Here is a 19,068-nt window from a genome sequence, read left to right as displayed (position 1 = left end):
AGTTTTCGCTGATGTCCAGCGCAACAGAATCAACAGCCGGGCTGGAAATCATCAGCCTGTTGATGAAGCACTACAACAAGCCTTCGGGCCTGCACAACGAAACCCTGTTGGGGGCTGCGGCAGCCTTGACCGGGGAAAGTGCTCTGCTGGCGGCACAGGGCGGGACAGCAGCTGAAGGAAAGCGGGTCACCGAAAAAGCCCTGCGCCTGATTTTTTCACCTGCGAAGCCTTCGGGAAGATCATCCGGGAAAACCGTCTGGACCATTATCCGGCTGATGCTCAAGCGCGAGGGCATAGAAATCACCCTGCCCGACCCGGAAGCCGCGCTGCAGCGGATGACCACCGCCCTGAACAGCAGTCCCTTTCCGCCGCTCTCCATCCCGGTACAAAACCATCCCAGGGAATGGTCGCCCAACGCCTGCCCTGCTTTGCGGCTCAAGGTCAATGAAATCGCCGCGCGCTATGATCTGGATCGCACAGGGAAGACCATGGCTCTGGGTTTTGCCCTCGCCTATATGCTGGCCAAGGCCGGGCAGATGATCGATCTGCAGATCGCCCTGACCCTGGTCCTTGAGACCATGATCGGCGTTGCCCACATGCCTCCGCTGAAACAGCCACTCCCTGCCCGGGAGTATGTTCACTATCAAGCTCAACATCTGGCCTAAATCCCGGTTGCAGCAACGCTTCACTCCCCTTAATCTGCAAGAAGCGATTACCAGAGCCCGGAAGCCATCATGACCGACATCCCCCTGAGTTGCAGCTGTGGCAAAGTCCAGGGCCTGGCCCATAATGTTTCCCCCGGCAAAGGCACCCGTATTGTCTGTTACTGTGACGACTGTCAGGCCTTTGCCCGGTATCTCGGGCGGGAGACAGAAATTCTGGACGAATACGGCGGTACCGATATTTACCAGCTGACCCCGGCCCAGCTGAAGATCAGCCATGGTGCCGAGCTGCTCCGCTCCCTGCGCCTGACCCCCGACGGCTTGCTCCGCTGGTACTGTGACTGCTGCAAGACCCCCGTCGGCAATACCTTCTCGGCCGGGCTGCCTGTCGTCGGGCTGGTTCACAGCTTTATGGGCCAGAAGGCCAAACGCAGTCAGAATCTCGGCCCGGTACGCAGCTATGTCATGGGGAAATATGCCAGGGGAACACCCCCCGGACCTCTGCACAAAGGCTTCCCGCTTAAGCTGCTGCTGCGGGTTATCCCCCGCGCCGTGGCAAACCGCCTGCTCGGCAGACATCGCCCGACACCCTTTTTTACCCCCGACGGCAAACCGGTTTCAGACCCTATTATCGTCTCGGAAAAACAATAGAAGCCTTCACTTTTGTTAAACGCTCAGGTGTATTAGCTCAGGCTAAAGCGACAGCCTGCCCTGAGTAAATCGGGAGTAAATCGGGAACGCCCCGGCCACACACCAGAAGCACAAGGAAGGCAAGAGGAGTCGGACGGAGCCCTCGTCCCCGTCCTCTTGCGCAATATATTCATTAAAAACAGATGATTAAACAAGTCGAAGACTTTTCTTTTTCCGGGAAAGGTAGGGTCGCGATTGACTCTATTGAAAATATATCTACATTAAATGACAATATATCGGAATTTAATAGAGAGTAATTTTCATTATGCGCATCTCCAGCAAGCAGAAAGAAGCCAATCGCAGCAAGCTGATTGCCGTGGCGGTCGAGCTGTTTTCCGAACAGGGTTTTCATAATGTCTCGATGAAGCAGATCGCCAAGGCGGCGGGCATGGGGGATTCCTCGGTCTATAAATACTTTCCCAACAAGGACAAGTTCCTGCTGGCCTATCACGAGGGTGTGCTGTTCAACATTCTTGATCTTGTCGAGGAAAACGCCGACTTTGCCGACTTCACACTGGAAGAAAAGCTGCAGTTCTTTGTCTATAACTATCTTGATGAACTGCTGGAAAACCGCGAGTTTGTCGCCGAGAGTCTGGAAATTCTGCGCAACTCCCCCTCGTTTTTGATGCAGCGGGAATTCCCCGCCAGCAAGGCACTGAAAAAGAAACTGGGCGAGATTCTGGATCAGGCAATCGAGGCCGGGGAAATCCCCGATCTGCCACTGCAAGGGGCGATTACCCACCTGATGGTCGATGGCCTGCTTGGCACGGTGCTCTATTGGTTGCAGGACGACAGCGAGGACTTTACCCAGACCACACAGTTTGTCGAAATCACCATCGGTTTTTTCACCACCGTGCTGAAAAGCGGCGTTATCGGCAAGGGGGCTGATCTGGTCAGTTTCCTGTTTAAAAGCCAGGTGATGCGCTTTATGGATAGCGGCACAAAAATGCCCGGAATGATGGGCGGAATGGGCGGCGCTATGGGCGGCGCGGTGGGGTTGGCCGCACTGATGAAAGGCATGGGCAGCTTTGTTTCCCGGGGAAGCCGCCATGATAAATAAAGACGCAGCAAATAAAACCATAACCAGTAAAAACGACCTGCCCCATAAGGCTGACGAGGGCGCAACACCCGGTAAAGCGGACAGCAACAGTCAGGAGACCAGCAAGGCTGGCAAACCCGATACAGGCAGTATCGCCACGCACAGATTACAGCGTTCGGCGACCATCGGCCTGACAGCGACCCGGGTCGGACTGCGCCATCTCGGTCATATGGGGCGCAGCAAACTGGCGCAAAAATTCGCCCAAAAGCGCGCGGCACTATCCGAGGGCACGCCCTCGAATGCGGAAAGTCAGGCCCTTGCCCGGCGGCTGCACGAAGAAGACATTGGCAGAACTTTGTTCAAGGCCTTGAACCAGCTCAAGGGCACCGCCCTCAAGGCCTCACAGATCCTGAGCATGGAGGCCGAAATCCTGCCCGAAGGCATCCGCAAGGAGCTGGCAAAAGCCTGTTATCAGGCAACACCGCTGAACCGGGCGCTGATCGACAAGGTCTTCCGCAACGAGTTTGGCACAGGCCCCGGCGAAATCTTTGCCCGTTTTGACAAGGACGCCTTTGCCGCCGCCAGTCTGGGGCAGGTGCACAAGGCCACCCTGCCCGGAGATGAGGGCCAGGCCAGTAATGAAGGCCAGGCCGTCGCGGTCAAGGTTCAGTATCCCGGAATTGCCGCCTCGATCAAAAGCGACGTCAAGGTGCTCAGCGGCCTGCTGTCGGTGGTTGCGGCCTCGACCAGCTTTATGCCCGCCCGCTCGGTAATTGACCCGGTGCTGGAGGAAATCACCCTGCAGCTGCAGCGCGAGGTCGATTATTATCAGGAGGCAGAAAACCTCAGCCGTTTTAAAAGCCGCCTGAAGCTCAAGCAGGTCCGTATCCCTGCGGTATTTGCCGATTACAGCAGCGAGCGGGTCCTGACCATGGAAGACCTGGCCGGGCAACATCTGGAGGAATGGCTGGCGGGCAAACCTTCGCAGGCCGAGAAAAACCACTACGGCCAGCTGCTCTATGATTTTTTCTTCCACAGCTTTTTTGATCTGAACCATCTGCACGCCGACCCGCACCCCGGAAACTTTCTTTTCATGGCCGGGGGCGAACTGGGGGTGCTGGATTTTGGCTGCATCCGTGAGATCGACAGCAGCTTCACCCAAAAGGTCGCGGGTTATTACCAGCTGATGATCCGCCATCACGGCCCCCAGGAACAACAGGGTTCTTCGGAACAGCAGGATTTCGCCGGATTAAAGCGTTATTACGAAGACTTTGACCTGATCAGACCTGACATGGACGACAGGGCCTTTCACGAGATCCTGCAACCCGAACTCGACCGGATCCAGCACTGGATGATTGCGCCGTACCAGAAAGCGGAATTTGACTTCACCAACTGGATCTGGCCGGAAATGACCACCGATACAACCCGCAAGATCGCGCCCTATATGAAGGGGATCAACCGCGACCTGCTCTATTTTGATCGCGCCTATCGTGGCCTTGGCCTGATGCTCAGCCGACTGGGCGCAGTGGTCAAAACCGGCAATCCCTGGCACGGCCACCAGGCCAGTCAATGATCTGGCCCCGATAATCCGGTAGACCGCACCTGATAATCCGGTCTTGATAATCCAGCCCCGATAATCCACCAGGTCGGCCCCCTCGATAACAGGGTACCGGGTGCAAGGGACCCGACAAAATGCGACAGGGTGACATCCGACAGGCTGAAAGGAACGACATGAAAAGCGGAACACTAAAATGGCGGTGAGAGGCAAGGCAGACAGGATGCCCCAAAACATCCTTCGCACCACAGAACAGCGCTCCGGCACTGTCCTTAAGACAATCATCGACCAGCGCTGGGTCGGGCGCTGGATCATGGCCGTTGCCCTGCTCCACATCGCCTTTACTGTCGTGCTGTTCCCTGAGGCCCTGAAACGGATCTTCGCGGCCGGATTTTTCAACAGCGGCCTGATCGATGCCCGGATTGGCAACACCGTCTGGTTTTTCCTCTTTGGCCTGCCGCTGTTTCTGGCAGGTTACCTGATCGACCAGACCGAACGGCAAAGGCCACCGCTCCCGTTTCAGGAAATCCCGCTGGCCCTGCTGGCTATGCTAAGCCTGCTCGGCATTGCCCTGCTCCCCTCTTCCGGTTTCTGGCTGCTGATCCCCGCCGTCATCGGTTTTGCCATCAAAAACCATTCTGCAAACAAGTCCTGGGGCCAGTAAATCCTGGAGGCAATACAGACGGGATAAACAAAGACGGGGTAAACAAAGGCGGGTTCCGTGAAGACGGCCCCCACGAAGACCCGCTAAAAGACACCTGATGAAACAGCCCGCTTAACTGTAAGCGCCCGAGCCATAATGTAATTCATAGCTGTGACTGTAGATCTCCAGAATATTGCCGAAAGGATCTTCCATATAGATCATGCGATAGGGTTTTTCCCCCGGATAATAAAACCGCGGTTGCTTCATCCGTTTTTTGCCCCCGGCAGCAACGATTTTCTCGGCCAGTTCTTCGACATTGGGGTCCTGAATACAGAAATGGAAAATGCCCGTTTTCCAGTATTCAAAATTGTTTTCCGGGTTCTGCTGGTTCTTGAACTCGAACAGCTCAACCCCAATCCGGTCCCCGGTCGAAAGATGGGCGATGCGAAAACGTTCCCACCCCGCCCCGAAAACATCCGTACACATTTCACCGATGGCAGAGTTATCCTCGACAACCTCCGTCGGCTCCATAATCAGGTACCAGCCCAGAACATCCGTATAAAACTTGACCGCCGCCTCCAGATCCGGGACCGAAATCCCGATATGGGAAAAGCTGCGCGGGTAAGACTGTTGTGCTGTCGTATTCATGACATTCTCCTGAATGACTTACTGATGATTTGTTTCTGTCCGGAGCTTGCCAAAAATTAATGATCATGTGAAATTATGATATCTGATTAATTTGATAAAATATTGTTATGATAAATCCTCTTCATATCGCCACCTTCCTGTCCCTGCACAAAACCCGTCATTTCACCCGCACGGCCGAAGACCTGAACATGACCCAGCCCGGTGTTACCCTGCACCTGCAACGGCTGGAAAGAGAGCTGGATGTATCTCTCTTTGCCAGGCGGGGAAAAACGATGGAGCTGACGCCCGACGGGGAAACCTTTCTGCGTTTTGCCCGGAAACAGCAAAAAGCGGAAAAGGAATTGCGCGACAGCCTGGGCGAAGATTCCCCCTTTTGCGGCGAGTGCCGGATTACCTGTTCCGGCTCGATGGCAACCCGGCTGTACCCGGCGTTGCTGCAGTTGCAAGAACACCATCGGGAGCTGCGGATCTCGCTTGAGGCCGCCCCCGATGCCACCGCCGTTGATCTGATAAAAAAGAACCTGATGGATCTGGGGCTGATCACCTCGTTTATCGAGGACCCGCAAATCAACATCACCCGGATCGGGCACGAGGAACTCTGCCTCGCCCTGCCTGCCCACCATACGGGCGTATGGGCCGATCTTTTATCCCTTGGCTATATTGACCATCCCAACGGTGCCCACTATGCCTCACAGGTATTGGAAAAAAACTATCCCCGTGAATTCAGCGGCTTCGCTGACCTGCCCCAAAAAGGCTATATAAACCAGCTGAGCCAGATCCTGCTGCCCGTGTCCGAAGGTCTTGGTTTTACTGTTTTGCCTGAATCAACCGTCGATCTTTTCCCCGATCAGAAACGCATCTGCAAAGCCAGTCTTGCGGTGCCCTGTCGGGAAACGCTTTACCTGATTACCAAGAAACACCGCCCCCTGCCCAACCGGTACCAGCTGATCAGATCCTGTATCGACAGCCTGTTATCCTCCGGGACTGCAGCCCCACGAGAAACAAACCGCTAGAGCAACTTCATTGTCAGAAATACAACCGTCAGCGCCAGGGTTGCGCGGATAATAATATCCGAAGCCCGTTCGCTCAGTTTCACAAGCACCTTCTTTCCATAGACAATGGAAATGACCATAAGGGGAATCAGATATAAAACAGGGAGCAGGATATCAAATGTGACCTGGTCTGTTTCCAGACGGATGAAAGTCGCCGCGGTTCCCAACACAAGACTTAAAGCCGACGTCGTCCCATGCATCTGTTGCAAGGACAGGTTCCCGGAAAGAAAATACACCTTTCGCAAAGACCCGCCGCCGCCAAGGCCAACTCCTTGCATAAAGCCTGACAGTATACTGGTGATTACAGAGCCATAATTCTGGTTCTTCTGGTCTTGTTTCTTACGAAAAAGAGACGGAAAAATTCTCTTTGACGCAAAGAACAATGTCATCAAAAGCATCATTATATAAAGGGCAATCTCGGGAATAAATCCAATCAGATAAGAACCGACAACCGCGGCAATTATTGAGACGGGCAACATACGGGCCACAAGTTCCCAGACGATGTCGTGGCGGAATATCAATGCCTTGATCCCGCTGTTGATCATAAAAAAGAAAACAGTAATACTGACTGCCGTATGCGGATCAACAATCAGTGATAACAGCGGGTTAAGAACAACGCCGCCGGTTATGGGAACAATAACAAAAAAGAACGACGAGATTCCAACCAGTATATATATCAGTATTTCCATGTCATTTATCTCAAGGCACCCTGCAAGACACCATAAATGCAACAATTGCAGGAAGAGTGTGCAAGGAAGCCTTCACCAGACACAACTGATAATTTAATTACACCCACAATAAAGCAAATAGATTGTGGCTTATCCCCCACTACCATTCATGCAAATACCCGGATTTCCCAAGATAATCTTGATGGCGCGTCATCAGTGACCTGCCCCTAGCCCAAGCGCCCGTAAAAGGTCATGCACGCGGACTCTGACAGGGCAATACCGGGTTGGCTGTTATAGGCCAGCACCACCAGAATACGGGTGCGATCACCCTCGACCGGGGCAACACGGTGCAGGGCATTGCGACCGCGAAACAGCACCGTTCCCTTTATCTAGAACAACACATTCGATAATCGAGGGCATCAATCAAACAACATGATCTCTTTTAATTTCAATCGCAGTACTTAGAAGCAATATATAACGCTCAAGTTTATGAGCAAAAAATGAAACGCAAACCACCATTACATATAAAGCTATTACCCCATATGGAAGCCATTCTAGTCCCATAATCACCTCAGCATTCTCTGAAGGAATATTGGTGATTGAAAAAAACAATGATAGAAATACTGGAACAACTCCGATTTTTTCAAGAGCTCCGATCAACATACCAACTCTGGATCGAAAGTTCCGACACTCTAGTATAAGCCGATCCTTCGTATAATTCAGCTGTAACATTGAAAAGTGAGATAACTCATTAGCAAGCTCGTAATCTTTTGAAGCTGATTCAGCTACTCGGCTGAGAAAATGACGTGTAGGCCTCCTTATAAGTTCAGAGAGCAGGAACAGGAAGGAAAATTGATACAAAATCCCTGCGACTTGACTTATGACAACAAGAAAATTCGCTATGATTTTAAGGTGATAACCAACAATAAAATGCGTTGAGACGGCAAAAAGTATTGCCAATATCGCTGAAAAAATCATTATCCAAAACAAATATTGCTCGAATAAACTTGTTCGAAAAACTCTGAAATCAATTTTTTTCTCATCATGCTCCCAAATTTTTTGAAATATCGTATTTATTTTGAGAAACCCTAAAGCGACATTCATCACAAAATCTACCAATAAGTGTATTATGTAATTAATACTCAGCCCTTCAGATAAAACAACATCCAAATTAGAAGGCTCATTTCCTGCATCATCTTTTGTTACCCATAAACCGTCGGGTTCAAGTTCTGCATCAGGATTTCCGGGTTGGGGATCGGGGTGAAACCGTATTGGGCATAGAGATCATGGGCGTCGCGGGTGGCAAGCATCATGCGGCGCAGGCCCTGCAGCTCCGGGTGATCAACGATGGCCTGCATCAACAGTTTGCCCAGGCCCCGGCCCCGGTGACTTTCCAGAACAAACACATCGGCGAGATAGGCAAAGGTCGCCCGGTCGGTGATCATCCGGGCAAAACCGATCTGGTTATTTCCGCCGTCAAACAGCCCGAAACACAGCGAATTGCCCAGCGCCCGCTCCAGCAGATCGCGCGGAATGCCTTTGGCCCAATAGGACTGGCTGATAAATCCGTGGATCACATCCAGATCCATCTGATCAAGGTCACTGTTGATCCTGTAGTCCGGCATTTTTGTCCTTCCAGTTTTTACTCTCTGATATTCACACTCTGGTTTTCAGGCGCTGGTTTCCCCTGCTGCTTGCCGAGAAGATTGCCCGGTCAATTTTCGGGTCAATTTTTCCGGGCCAATTTTTCCGGGCCAAACTTTTGCAGTCATCTCCCCTGCCTGCCAAACCAGGTCAGGTCAGAATGGCACAACTATTGCTTGATAAAAAATTATAATTTCCCAAAAGAACCGGCAAGAGAACCAGCATGATCAATCTATCCAGTTTATCCCTCTATAACCACACGGCAGAGAACAATCCTTCGGCCAGCCAGATCATGGAACAGGCCAAAAGACAGGCGCTTGCCAGCGGGAATACAGCCGTGTCTTCTGAGCAGAGTGGCCGGGAAGGTGACAAGATCACAATTTCTGCCGAAGCTCAGAAGATGATTTATCAGCAGGCCCTCGATACCCCGCGCTCAGACCAGGAAAGAGCTGCCGATCTGGTCAAAGCCATGCCCAGCGCCCTTAAATATCTGAAAGCGTCGATGAACTGGATGGATGCCGCAAACGCTGCACCCGCGAGCAACACAGCGGTTTATGAAGAACTCAAACAGGCACAGGTTAAGGATCAATTGCAGAACCCCATGGAATATCTCGGCCAGTTGGACCGGACAACGCTTGCCAAGCACGCCGATGCCCTGGATTTCACCTTGCCGCAGTCTCTCGCCGAGTTGACAGAAAAACAGGCCCGGGCTCTGGTTGCCAGCGTTTTCTCGCACGGAAAATAAGTGCCGCCCCCCAACTTCGGCACGGATATTGCTTCATCAACTGTAGATTTTAACAGCTTTGCCAGGGCACTGACATGCAGATATCCAGCTCCTACTCTCTAAGGCCTTATAATCAGGACGAAAAAGTAGACCTGCACCGCATGGTCGCAACGGAACACGCTGCCGCGACCTCGCGGACGGGCGGCAAATCCGGCACATCTTCAGCGTCAGGCTCGGCAGAAGCTGCCCTGTCTTTCTCTGCCCTGGGCAGTAATGTTCAGCTCAACGCGGCACAGTCTGCCGCCGTCTCGGCCAGCAGCAACACCACAACCGGTACGTCTTCAACAGAGGCCGGCTCCGTTGCCACGACCAACCGGATCACCCTGGGCAATACCGGCCTGGCCTCGACCACCGAGGCGCTTAACGGCACCGCCAAGACCCTCTTCACCGCCCAGCAGATCGCGGCGATGGAGGCAAAGTCTGGCACGGGTGAAAGTGAAGCCGTTACCGAGTTCCGCGATTTTATCGGCAAGACCCCGGCAGAGCGCATGCGCGCCCAGATCCTCAAGGGCATGGGCCTGACCGAAGAAGAACTCGCCGCCCTCTCGCCCGAGGAACGCAAGAAGGTTGAATTGCAGATCGCCCGGGTCATGGAAGAAAGCACCAAACTGTCGATCCGCGAAGACGGCCAGACCCGCCAGCAGCAACAGATCACCAGCGACGGCCCCGCCCTATCCCCCACCGATCTGGCCAGCGCCGGACAGATTGACGGTCAACTGAACAGCCAGTTGGCCAACGGCGTCCAGGCAACCGCCCCTGACATCGCCCCTGATATCGCCGGGCCCGGCACCCCCGAAGCCCGCGCCCAGAACAGCCGCGCCATGGAAAGCCTGCTCGGCGACAACATGATCAGCTAGGGCCGTTGGTCCTGTTCAACATCAAGTCCGTAAGACGATAAAGACCACACGTCAGCGCATTGCCGTGATCACATGGGCCTGCATTCTGGCTTCGACCGAGCCGTTACCATAGCGTTCGGCGATATGGGAGGCGGCGGTATTGGTGACCTGTTCCAGCAGGCTGGAATCCCGTACCTCGATCTCGTTGCGCAGGGGCGTTCCCTGGCAAAAGGCAATCGCCGGGTGACGCGGGTTTGGTGCGCGGCTGACACCGGGGCGGGTCTCAATAGCGATCTGGGAAAACCCCGCCTGTTTCAGGTCGCGTTCGATGGTGGCGCGCTCGTGATAGCCATGCGGGGTGCGGGCCATGAACAGCGGGGGATCTTCGGGAAAGACCGTGGCCGCAGCGGCGGTGACCAGATCGGCAAAGACGTTTTCCCGGATATGATCCCAGACGCTGAAGACAAAACAGCCGCCGGGCTTGAGCACGCGCCTTGCCTCGGCATAGCCCCGGACCCGGTCGGGATAGAACATCACCCCGAACTGGCACAACACCACGTCAAAGCTGGCATCGGCAAAGGGCAGCTCCAGCGCATCGGCCTGTTGCCATTCAACCCGACAGTCATGCGACCCCTGTTTTTTCGCAGCGTGGTCCAGCATCGGCTGGTTCAGGTCGCTGACCACATAACGCACACTTGCATCCAGCTGCGGCGCCAGCGCCCGCGGAACCACCCCGCTGCCCGCAGCCGTTTCCAGAACGGCAGAGGGGCGCAGGCCAACCACCCGTTCAGCCAGATCGCGGGCATAGTCTTCAAAAATCAGCGGCACCAGATAGCTGTCATAGAATTCGGGAATAGACCCGGTGAAGATTTTATCACTGTCGGTCATATGGAAAACTTTCCTGCTGTGTCTGCCCGGTACGATCTGGGCAGCAGAAAGTTTACGCCACTTCTCAAAAGAAAGGAAATCTGCCGTAAAAAGCAAGCGCAACAAGAAACCACTGTCACGGCGGGAATAAATCACTGTCGCGACGGGGCGGATTGGTCCCGCAAGGTGGAAGCCCCGGGCAAGGTCTCTTGTTCTGGTGAAACCTGTTTGGGCTGCGTCTGTTCTTCTTTTTCTGGCGAGGCCGGAGGGCCCAGCGGGAAGTGCAGAACGACCAGCGAGCCCTTGCCCACCACACTGCGCAGGCACAACCGCCCGCCGTGCAGCTCGACCAGAGACTTGACGATCGGCAGCCCCAGTCCGGTACTGCCCAGCTGGGATTTGCTTGAAATGGCATAGGCACTCTGGGCCTGGCCAAAAGGCTGCAAGACCTTGTCCATATCCTGCGGATCAATGCCAATGCCGCTGTCTGCCACCGCCAGCAATGCCTCGCGGGTGCCCTTTCTGAAGTGCACCAGAACCTCTCCTCCGGGGTTGGTATATTTCACCGCATTGGACAAAAGGTTCAGCAGCATCTGGTAGAGCGATCGCCCATCCGCCATCAGACAGGCGCAGCTTCCCTGCAGGCGGTAATCAAGGGTAATGTTCCTCGCCCCGGCCGTTTGTTGCAGCATCTGGATCGCGGTCTGTATCGTCTTCTCCACATCGATCTCTTCCCGGATGATCTCGTATTCACCGGAATTGATCTTGGAAAAACTGAGCAGATCATTGATCAGGCTCAGAAGATGCTGGCCGCTCTGGTGGATCAGCCCGATATATTCCTTGTAATGATCATTACCGATCTGCCCGAACATTTCCTGATTGATACATTCAGAAAAGCCGATAATGGCATTGAGCGGCGTGCGCAGTTCATGGCTCATACAGGCGAGGAACTCCTCACGCGCGGCAGTGGCCTCCAGCAGTTCCCGGGTCCGCGCCTCGACTTTCTGCTCCAGTGTCGCGTTCAGTTCCCGCAGCGCCCTGTTGGCCCTGTACAGCTCGATACTCTTTTCCTCAAGCAGGGCCTCTGCAGCTTCCCTTGCCGCTTTTTCTCTCAGATAACGTTTGCGGGAAACCGGGGCGTCAGTCATGACCAGGATCGGGTCCAAAATCGGAACTAAAATCAGGTCCAGCACCAGGCTCTTTGCTCAGGTTAAAGCGCGCCATGGTTCCCGCACCCGCCGCCAGATCCTCGACCTCGAGGGTGATTTTTTCCCCGAAATAGGCAATCGCCCCGGCAATCAGCCCTTCGGCCAGCGCAGCAAAGGGACGGCTGGATTGATAGACCAGGACAAAGCTGTTGTCGTCTGGCCAGTCGTGGGAAAAATGCGGCAGCTGGGCATCGGGGTAAAGCTTGTGCACTTCCGGATGGATCACATCATTGATCTTGGTCAGAAAGTCAAAACAGCTGGTTTTCTGTTCAAAAAACACCGGGTATCTTTTGGAGAAGCTCCCGAACAGATATTCCCCGAACAGCTTCATCAGATCTGGCCCGGCTTTTCCAGTCTCCCGCGACAGGGCCTCGACCAGCGTGATCATTTCGTTAAAGTCATAGGTCCCGACCGCGGTATAGCTGCCACCCGAAGGCAGGTCAGCCGCATCAATCAGACGGTCGCAGAATTCTTCGCCAAAGCGGCCATCAACCATCTCGAGGAACTCGGTAAAAACAATACCCTTCATCCTGACTCTCCCCTTAACAGGGTTTGCGGTACCAGGGTGATGGCATGACAAGCCCATACCCGGAAATTGCAGCAACAGAAGAAAAAGCGTCTTGCCTCTTGCACCAGCATAACAGACTAGCAGCTTTGTCTTAATGAATATTGAAGTGTCCCTGCTCCCGGCCCGTCATTCTGTCGCCAGAAAGCAGGAATGCGAATAAGGCAATAACAGGAATAGTTTTGGCATTTCTGGTCGCGCGATACTATCTCTGGTACAGAACCTCTCGCGCCCAAAGAAAACAAGAGTAACCGCCGTGACTTCAAAAAAACCCGCCCCCCGCCTGCAGATTCCTTTCGACAACAGCTTTGCCCGGCTGCACGAGGTCTTTTATACCAAACTGAACCCGCAGCCGGTTTCGGCCCCGGCCCTGATCAAGGTCAACGAAAATCTGGCTGATCTGCTGGGTATTTCGGCTGAAGCTCTTGCTTCGGATGAAGGCATCGCCGCCCTCGCCGGAAACGCGATCCCCGAGGGCGCAGAACCGCTCGCCGCCGTCTATGCCGGGCATCAGTTTGGCGGCTGGAGCCCGCGGCTGGGTGATGGCCGCGCCATTCTGCTGGGTGAAGTCATCGGCAAGGACGGCATCCGCCGCGATATCCAGCTCAAGGGCTCGGGCCGCACGCCCTATTCGCGCAACGGCGATGGCCGGGCGGCACTGGGGCCTGTGCTGCGCGAATATCTGGTCAGCGAAGCCATGGCCACGCTGGGCATTCCCACCACCCGGGCACTGGCGGCAGTGACCACGGGCGATCCGGTGTTCCGCGAAACCACTTTGCCCGGGGCCATCCTCACCCGCGTGGCGCAAAGCCATATCCGCGTCGGTACCTTTCAGTATCACTATTCCCGCCAGGACGTCGGTGCGTTGCAGATCCTGCTCGACCATGTGATCGAGCGCCACTATCCCGAACTGAAATCCCTTGGACAGTCTGCCACCCAAACAACGCCCGGCACCCACCCGGCCACGCACCCCGCTATCGCCCTGATCTGGGCCGTCGCCGCCAGACAGGCCGAGCTGGTGGCCCGCTGGATGCAGGTCGGCTTTATCCACGGCGTGATGAACACCGACAACATGTCGGTGGCGGGCGAGACCATCGACTTTGGCCCCTGCGCCTTTATCGACCGCTTTGATCCGGCCACGGTCTTCAGCTCGATTGACGAAGGCGGGCGTTACGCCTGGTCGAACCAGCCCGCCATTGCCCACTGGAACCTCTCGCGCCTCGCCCAGTCGCTGGTGCCGCTGCTGCCCGCAGATGCCGAGGGCAATATCGACGTCGCCGAGATCCAGGAAGCGGTCAACAGCTTTGAGCCCGCCTTCCAGAAAGCCTTTTACGAAGGTTTTGGCCGCAAACTCGGCCTGCTCACCCCGCAAGAAGGCGACAGCGCCTTTGTCGAGACCACACTGGAACTGCTGGATAATCAGGAGGTCGACTTTACCCTGTTCTTCCGCCACCTCACCCGCTGCGCCGCCGCACTGACAGCCCCGGCTGACACAGCCCCGGCGGGGCCAGCGTCAAAGGGAACACCAGCAAAAAAACCAGCAGCGAACAAGGCCGCAGAAGACAGGACCACAGAAGACAAAACCGGAGCAACAGCAAGCAGCAACGCGGAAAGCGATCTCGCCGCCCTCTTTGCCGCCCCGACAGCGCTGAGCGACCCCGCCTCGGGCTGGCTGACCCTCTGGCACAAGCGCCTGTCGCAAGAGGCCAGCAGCCCGGCAGAGCGCCTGAAAATCATGCAAAGACTCAACCCGGTCTTTATCCCGCGCAACCACCGGGTCGAGGAAATGATCAGCGCCGCCCAGTCCGGCGACTTCGCCCCCTTCGAAAAACTGCTCGCGATCCTCTCCCGCCCCTACGAAGAACAGCCCGAAAACGCCAATTTCGAAACCCCGCCAACGGACAACAGGCCGTACCGGACTTTTTGCGGGACGTAGAGCGGAAAATACTCTGTCTTTATCGACATCCTGGGGCCATTCTTTAAAATTGCGAGGATTTTCTCAACAACATTATATTGACATATTTCGCATAAAATTGTATTTTTGTGCGTAGAATTAATATATTATGACAAGGAATTTTCTTATGGCATTCAGAGCTAATGAAGCAGAGCAAAATGGTCTTGAAAAAGCTTTGAATTACTTAATTCCAAAGGGAATAAGCGCTACAGAAAGACCACGATCTAAAGAAGTAATTATTGATATTATTGATAAGTGTGGCCCGGTTGTAGAAAGCTATCCTTCATGGCATCCCTTGGTTTCAAATAATAGAGAAACTCATTTTCCCATAACTAAACCTAGTGCGGAATGTGGCTATAAAGGTTTGGACCATACAATATACTTTGTTAATGGATTTATTACCTGTCCTTACGGTGACTGGGAAGCTGTTGTCCGTTCTGTTGACGAATTGCCAGACAACAAAGATGCCCATATTTCAGCAGAAAAACTTGATTTAGAACTTTATAATACCGGGACTACTGCAATTCTTGTCCGTTGCGAGTGGTATAAGCCATTGGGTTTAAAAGGAACTATTCCTAAATCACTCGCATTACCATTACTAATCGAACAAGAATTTCGAAAATGGCGAGATGCTCAATTTGCCGAAACTTGGGAAACAATGAGCCCATATTTTCTTGGCACTCCACATGGAAGCCGTTCCTCTTTATTTGTAGATCAGGAAACAGGCCTGACATTAAAGAAAATTTGGAATTCTTTAATTAACACAGGAATGTACGGACCGATAATGGTATAGAAATAGCAAGTGATAAACCTGCCTTTTAAAGCCAAATGATTTTACCTCACCCGCCCACAAAATCCAGCAACGGCATTATATCACCCGCATCCGCGGCGCGGAGAGCCGAGATATAGCTTGTGCGTCTGTTGCTGTCGGCCAGCAGGTCAAGGCCGCTGACCCAAAGGATCGGCGGATGCTTGTAATGGTCTTCGAGCATGATATCCGTGGCAATGCGGGCGTGGCGACCGTTGCCATTGGCGAAGGGGTGGATCTGGACCATGCGATGGTGGAACCGCGCGGCGGCTTCCAGCGGCACATAGGTCCGGTTTTCTGCCCAAAAGCGCGCGTCATCCAGCAACATCCGCAGCTGTACCGGGATCTGCAGCGGATCAACGCCGATATTCTTCTCACTCTGGCGGTATTCCCCTGCCCAGCTCCAGACCTCGCCAAACAGACGTTTGTGCAGCTTTCTTACAAAAGCATCGTCAAGGATATCCCCGCCCCGGCGGCGCGACAGCCAGCCCAGCGCCTGTTCGATGTTGGCCTGTTCCAACTCGTCCAACTCGCCGCGCGTGGTGATGTGGCTGAACTTCAGGCCGAGGCGTTCATCGGGATCAAGCGGCGTGGCCCCATCGGGCTCAACAAAGTTCATGCCTCAATGCTCCCTCCGCGTTTTTCACCCTGCCTGCGTTCACCGGGTCTACGTTCACCGGGTCTGCCAGAAATCGGACGGCCTGTCGCGGACCAGTTCCCGGGCAAGCTCCGCGATCCTGCGCCGGGTTTCGCCTTCGGGCAGCGCCTGGCTTTCCAGGGCCATCTGGGCGCTGGCCCGACGGATGCGGGCTTCGGCCTTGTTATAGGCCTGGGCCTGTAACACCGCGTCAACGCTGCCTTCGGGCACAATCGCATAGACAAAACGTCCGCCCAGTGCGCTGGCAAGCTTTTCCATCTGGGCCAAGGTGATCGCGCCGTCGCGTTCATTGCGCTCTGCCTGATAGACCGCACTGCGGGTCACCCCCATGCGCCGGGCCACATCAGCCCCGGACATGCCCAGCGCCTTGCGCAGGCTCACCAGCCAGCCCTCGGCGGGCCGGGCGAGATCGGCCAGTTGGGCCGCCGCCCCGTCAACCAGCCGCAGATACTGTTTTCTGGCGGTTTCCCTGACACTCATCGCCTGACACCTTTGAACAATTCAGAAATATGCATATTAAACAATATACAATTTACTACTTTTTGTCAATTTAATGATACACAATTAATGACAGAACGAATATCATTTGATACACATTTCTCCAGATAATGCATATCAGGTAATATGCACTGCCCCGGAAACACTCTCCCCTTTACAGCTTGCTGATGCCGACAAAGCCGCCGGTCTGGCCTTCGAGGACGCCGTGGTCGGCGGAGGTGGGTTTGAGCATGGCTTCGAGCAGTTTGGGCACGGGCGACCAGTAGGGAATGTACCATTCCTGATCAACCTCGAGGATCAGCACCCGGTCCTGCGCCGCGTCATAGGCCCCGATCAGCGAGATATGCGGGCCGTCCCAATCGCCGGTCAAAACCCCCTGGTTGAAATAGATCATCAGGGCGTCATCGGCAGAGGCTTCGTTTTTGGCCAGTTGCGCGCGCAGGCTGGCAAGGGTGGCTGCATCATTGGTGGCGGGTTTCCAGCTGGTAACCTGCCAGCTGGCGAGCCGGGCGTCCTGCTGGGCCAGGGCATGAACGGCCTTTCTGGTGAAGTCTTCCAGCTGGTCAAACATCACGCCGTCGCCGTCTTCGGCAGAAACCGCGCTCCAGACCGGATCAGCCACCAGTTCGAGCAAGGCGGGCTGGGTGGTCACAGTGTCTTCGGCATGGGGCGGCAGGCCGCGCAGGCCATTGAGTGTGGCGGTTACCGTGGCGATGGAACAGGCGCTGCTGGTGAACTGCGGCTTGACGTAAGAGGCAAAGGCCCAGTAATCCGGGGCCGGACTGGTCCGCAGAAAGCCCGCGTCCGTGGTAATCGGCACGGCAAACGGCCCCAGCTTGGGCGCGGGTTCATCCGCAACAGCAAAGCCGGACAGTCCAGCGGCACCAGAAAACAGAACCAGTGAGTAAAGAACAGAAGCGCGCAGCATGATCACCCCGAAGTTGAATTTTTCTGAAAAAACGCTACTCCGGTATTTTGGGGCTGGCAAGCCAGATTCAGCCCGGGGACTTTATAGCGGAAGCTTGATCTTCCCCTTATCCGCCATTGGTCAGAACGTCGAGGTCATATCCCAGAATTCCGTAAGTCCGGAAGGTTTTGTCATACCCGCCTGAACGATGCAGAACCGCAATCCCCCGGTTGAAGGCCTGGCACAGCACCGGGTCGGTGAACACGGCGTACTTGACACTGGGGCGGAAAACCCGGTGGACCGCAAGCGGCTGCGTCACATCCACCAGATCGGGATATTCACCGTTTTTTATCAACCAGTTCAGGATATTAAGCTCTCCGACAACCACATCGGCATGATCGCGAAACAACAGAGTCAGGAGATCCCGCCGTTTCGCAATCTCCCGATATTGGCTGTTCTTCTTCGCAAATGAAGTGAATTCAGGCTCCAGAATCACCGAAGCCGTCTGGAAAGCCACCACTCTTTTCCCCTCGAGATCGGCAATCTTGCGAATGGAAAATTTCCGCGCCCTCAACGAAAGAGCCACATTCTGATAGGTGATGTAGCTGTCGGAATAACAGCCCTCCAGCTGATCATTCAGACTGACGGTCAGGGCGCCATCATATCGCCCGCTGCTGTATTCAACATTTCGGCGCTTGCTCGGGACAAAGCGGGGAATAACCCGATAGCCTTCCAGCGCCAGCGCCTCCCGCACCAGATCCAGCTCGACCCCGCGGCTCTGAGCTTCATCGATATAGGGTGGCGTGGCAGAAACCATCAGGAGCGTAATCTCTCTGGCAGACAGATTGTCCCCGGTGCTTGCCTGTTCTGGTGTCGGGTCATCGCCGGCAAAGGCAGAAGAATAAAGTCCATCCCAGCCAGAGCAGAAGCTGAAAAGCCCCCCCCAGAGCAGGAACAGGGCAATCCATCCCTTACCTGTTTTCCTGTAATCGCCAGCTTTTCTGTCGCCCGGAGAAAAATTTGAAAAACTAGAAAAGCTGGAAAAGCTGGAAAAGCTGTTTCGAAAGTCTGAAAAACCGAATAGGCAAAAGATATCTTTCATCTTTGTACTTCTTTCGGGAAATGCCCCGCATCGGGATGCCTCAGGTGGCAAGACCTCAGCTTGGTAGCCTTTTAATTATCTCTCCTGACAATTACACGCCTGAAGAATTAACATTACTTTAAGAGTACAATCTCAGGCTTTTTATTTTCAAAAAGAACAACCCATAAGTTAAAATCTGAACCCGGGATAAAGCATGCTCTCCATCCAATTCAGGCTTAGGAATGCTCAGAAGTTCGGGGCAAAAGGCCACGCCGGTGTTTTTGAGCTGGCATACCGGATT

General features: G+C 54.5%; 22 protein-coding genes. 10 read left to right on the top strand and 12 right to left on the bottom strand.

Features of this window, described 5'->3' with window-relative positions:
• The first annotated feature begins 11 nt into the window (after positions 1-11).
• The 5 genes from O4H49_RS03600 to O4H49_RS03580 all read left to right on the top strand — a co-directional run bounded on the left by O4H49_RS03600 (position 12) and on the right by O4H49_RS03580 (position 4,610).
• Positions 12-665, top strand: coding sequence for a hypothetical protein (locus O4H49_RS03600; RefSeq protein ID WP_269422049.1), 654 nt, complete (start codon positions 12-14; stop codon positions 663-665).
• Positions 666-734: 69 nt separating this feature from the next.
• Entirely contained in the window at positions 735-1,313 is a 579-nt protein-coding gene (locus O4H49_RS03595) for a DUF6151 family protein (protein ID WP_269422048.1), read from the top strand.
• Positions 1,314-1,617: 304 nt separating this feature from the next.
• Complete coding sequence (locus O4H49_RS03590; RefSeq protein ID WP_269422047.1) at positions 1,618-2,412, top strand: TetR/AcrR family transcriptional regulator; 795 nt, start codon at positions 1,618-1,620, stop codon at positions 2,410-2,412.
• Entirely contained in the window at positions 2,402-3,964 is a 1,563-nt protein-coding gene (locus O4H49_RS03585; protein WP_269422046.1) for an ABC1 kinase family protein, read from the top strand. The genes O4H49_RS03590 and O4H49_RS03585 overlap by 11 nt, the downstream gene beginning before the upstream one ends.
• Positions 3,965-4,169: 205 nt before the next feature.
• Complete coding sequence (locus tag O4H49_RS03580) at positions 4,170-4,610, top strand: DUF6463 family protein (RefSeq protein ID WP_269422045.1); 441 nt, start codon at positions 4,170-4,172, stop codon at positions 4,608-4,610.
• Positions 4,611-4,721: 111 nt separating this feature from the next.
• On the opposite strand, the gene O4H49_RS03575 is transcribed toward O4H49_RS03580, so the two are convergent.
• Positions 4,722-5,237, bottom strand: a complete 516-nt coding sequence (locus tag O4H49_RS03575) for a lactoylglutathione lyase family protein (protein ID WP_269422044.1) — start codon at positions 5,235-5,237, stop codon at positions 4,722-4,724.
• A 107-nt stretch (positions 5,238-5,344) separates the two neighbouring features.
• On the opposite strand from O4H49_RS03575, the gene O4H49_RS03570 reads away from it, so the two are divergent.
• Complete coding sequence (locus tag O4H49_RS03570) at positions 5,345-6,250, top strand: LysR family transcriptional regulator (RefSeq protein WP_269422043.1); 906 nt, start codon at positions 5,345-5,347, stop codon at positions 6,248-6,250.
• Here O4H49_RS03570 and O4H49_RS03565 read toward each other — a convergent pair.
• The 4 genes from O4H49_RS03565 to O4H49_RS03550 form a co-directional block, all read right to left on the bottom strand.
• Complete coding sequence (locus tag O4H49_RS03565) at positions 6,247-6,978, bottom strand: sulfite exporter TauE/SafE family protein (RefSeq protein WP_269422042.1); 732 nt, start codon at positions 6,976-6,978, stop codon at positions 6,247-6,249. The genes O4H49_RS03570 and O4H49_RS03565 overlap by 4 nt on opposite strands.
• Positions 6,979-7,184: 206 nt before the next feature.
• Entirely contained in the window at positions 7,185-7,334 is a 150-nt protein-coding gene (locus tag O4H49_RS03560) for a hypothetical protein (protein ID WP_269422041.1), read from the bottom strand.
• 46 nt (positions 7,335-7,380) lie between these two features.
• Positions 7,381-8,127 carry a hypothetical protein gene (locus O4H49_RS03555; RefSeq protein ID WP_269422040.1) on the bottom strand — a complete coding sequence of 249 codons (747 nt, stop codon included), beginning with the start codon at positions 8,125-8,127 and terminating at the stop codon, positions 7,381-7,383.
• A gap of 32 nt (positions 8,128-8,159) precedes the next feature.
• Positions 8,160-8,582: a GNAT family N-acetyltransferase gene (locus O4H49_RS03550; RefSeq protein ID WP_269422039.1), complete on the bottom strand. Its 423-nt coding sequence runs from the start codon at positions 8,580-8,582 to the stop codon at positions 8,160-8,162.
• A 242-nt stretch (positions 8,583-8,824) separates the two neighbouring features.
• On the opposite strand from O4H49_RS03550, the gene O4H49_RS03545 reads away from it, so the two are divergent.
• Both O4H49_RS03545 and O4H49_RS03540 read left to right on the top strand, forming a co-directional pair.
• A complete protein-coding gene (locus tag O4H49_RS03545) occupies positions 8,825-9,346 on the top strand; it encodes a hypothetical protein (RefSeq protein ID WP_269422038.1) in 522 nt (173 codons plus the stop codon).
• Between the two features lie 74 nt (positions 9,347-9,420).
• On the top strand, positions 9,421-10,242 hold the full coding sequence (locus O4H49_RS03540) for a hypothetical protein (RefSeq protein ID WP_269422037.1): 822 nt from the start codon (positions 9,421-9,423) through the stop codon (positions 10,240-10,242).
• Positions 10,243-10,293: 51 nt separating this feature from the next.
• Here O4H49_RS03540 and O4H49_RS03535 read toward each other — a convergent pair whose 3' ends face one another.
• The 3 genes from O4H49_RS03535 to O4H49_RS03525 all read right to left on the bottom strand — a co-directional run bounded on the left by O4H49_RS03535 (position 10,294) and on the right by O4H49_RS03525 (position 12,825).
• On the bottom strand, positions 10,294-11,109 hold the full coding sequence (locus O4H49_RS03535) for a class I SAM-dependent methyltransferase (protein ID WP_269422036.1): 816 nt from the start codon (positions 11,107-11,109) through the stop codon (positions 10,294-10,296).
• Positions 11,110-11,240: 131 nt separating this feature from the next.
• Positions 11,241-12,236: a sensor histidine kinase gene (locus tag O4H49_RS03530; RefSeq protein WP_269422035.1), complete on the bottom strand. Its 996-nt coding sequence runs from the start codon at positions 12,234-12,236 to the stop codon at positions 11,241-11,243.
• Positions 12,229-12,825 (bottom strand): heme NO-binding domain-containing protein, encoded by a 597-nt coding sequence (locus O4H49_RS03525; RefSeq protein WP_269422034.1) that lies wholly within the window; start codon positions 12,823-12,825, stop codon positions 12,229-12,231. The genes O4H49_RS03530 and O4H49_RS03525 overlap by 8 nt, the downstream gene beginning before the upstream one ends.
• A 292-nt stretch (positions 12,826-13,117) precedes the next feature.
• On the opposite strand from O4H49_RS03525, the gene O4H49_RS03520 reads away from it, so the two are divergent.
• Complete coding sequence (locus O4H49_RS03520) at positions 13,118-14,797, top strand: protein adenylyltransferase SelO (RefSeq protein ID WP_269422033.1); 1,680 nt, start codon at positions 13,118-13,120, stop codon at positions 14,795-14,797.
• Positions 14,798-14,942: 145 nt separating this feature from the next.
• Positions 14,943-15,608, top strand: a complete 666-nt coding sequence (locus O4H49_RS03515) for a hypothetical protein (RefSeq protein ID WP_269422032.1) — start codon at positions 14,943-14,945, stop codon at positions 15,606-15,608.
• Positions 15,609-15,654: 46 nt separating this feature from the next.
• On the opposite strand, the gene O4H49_RS03510 is transcribed toward O4H49_RS03515, so the two are convergent.
• The 4 genes from O4H49_RS03510 to O4H49_RS03495 form a co-directional block, all read right to left on the bottom strand.
• Entirely contained in the window at positions 15,655-16,242 is a 588-nt protein-coding gene (locus O4H49_RS03510; protein WP_269422031.1) for a mobile mystery protein B, read from the bottom strand.
• 54 nt (positions 16,243-16,296) lie between these two features.
• The gene (locus O4H49_RS03505) at positions 16,297-16,761 is read right to left on the bottom strand and encodes a mobile mystery protein A (protein WP_269422030.1); all 465 of its coding nucleotides are present in this window, start codon (positions 16,759-16,761) and stop codon (positions 16,297-16,299) included.
• 172 nt (positions 16,762-16,933) lie between these two features.
• A complete protein-coding gene (locus O4H49_RS03500; protein WP_269422029.1) occupies positions 16,934-17,707 on the bottom strand; it encodes a phytochelatin synthase family protein in 774 nt (257 codons plus the stop codon).
• 106 nt (positions 17,708-17,813) lie between these two features.
• Positions 17,814-18,788 (bottom strand): substrate-binding periplasmic protein, encoded by a 975-nt coding sequence (locus tag O4H49_RS03495; protein ID WP_269422028.1) that lies wholly within the window; start codon positions 18,786-18,788, stop codon positions 17,814-17,816.
• Positions 18,789-19,068 lie beyond the last annotated feature (280 nt).

This window comes from Kiloniella laminariae, from assembly GCF_027214005.1.
Taxonomy (GTDB): domain Bacteria; phylum Pseudomonadota; class Alphaproteobacteria; order Kiloniellales; family Kiloniellaceae; genus Kiloniella; species Kiloniella laminariae_A.
This window is presented reverse-complemented; position numbering and strand designations above follow the sequence as displayed.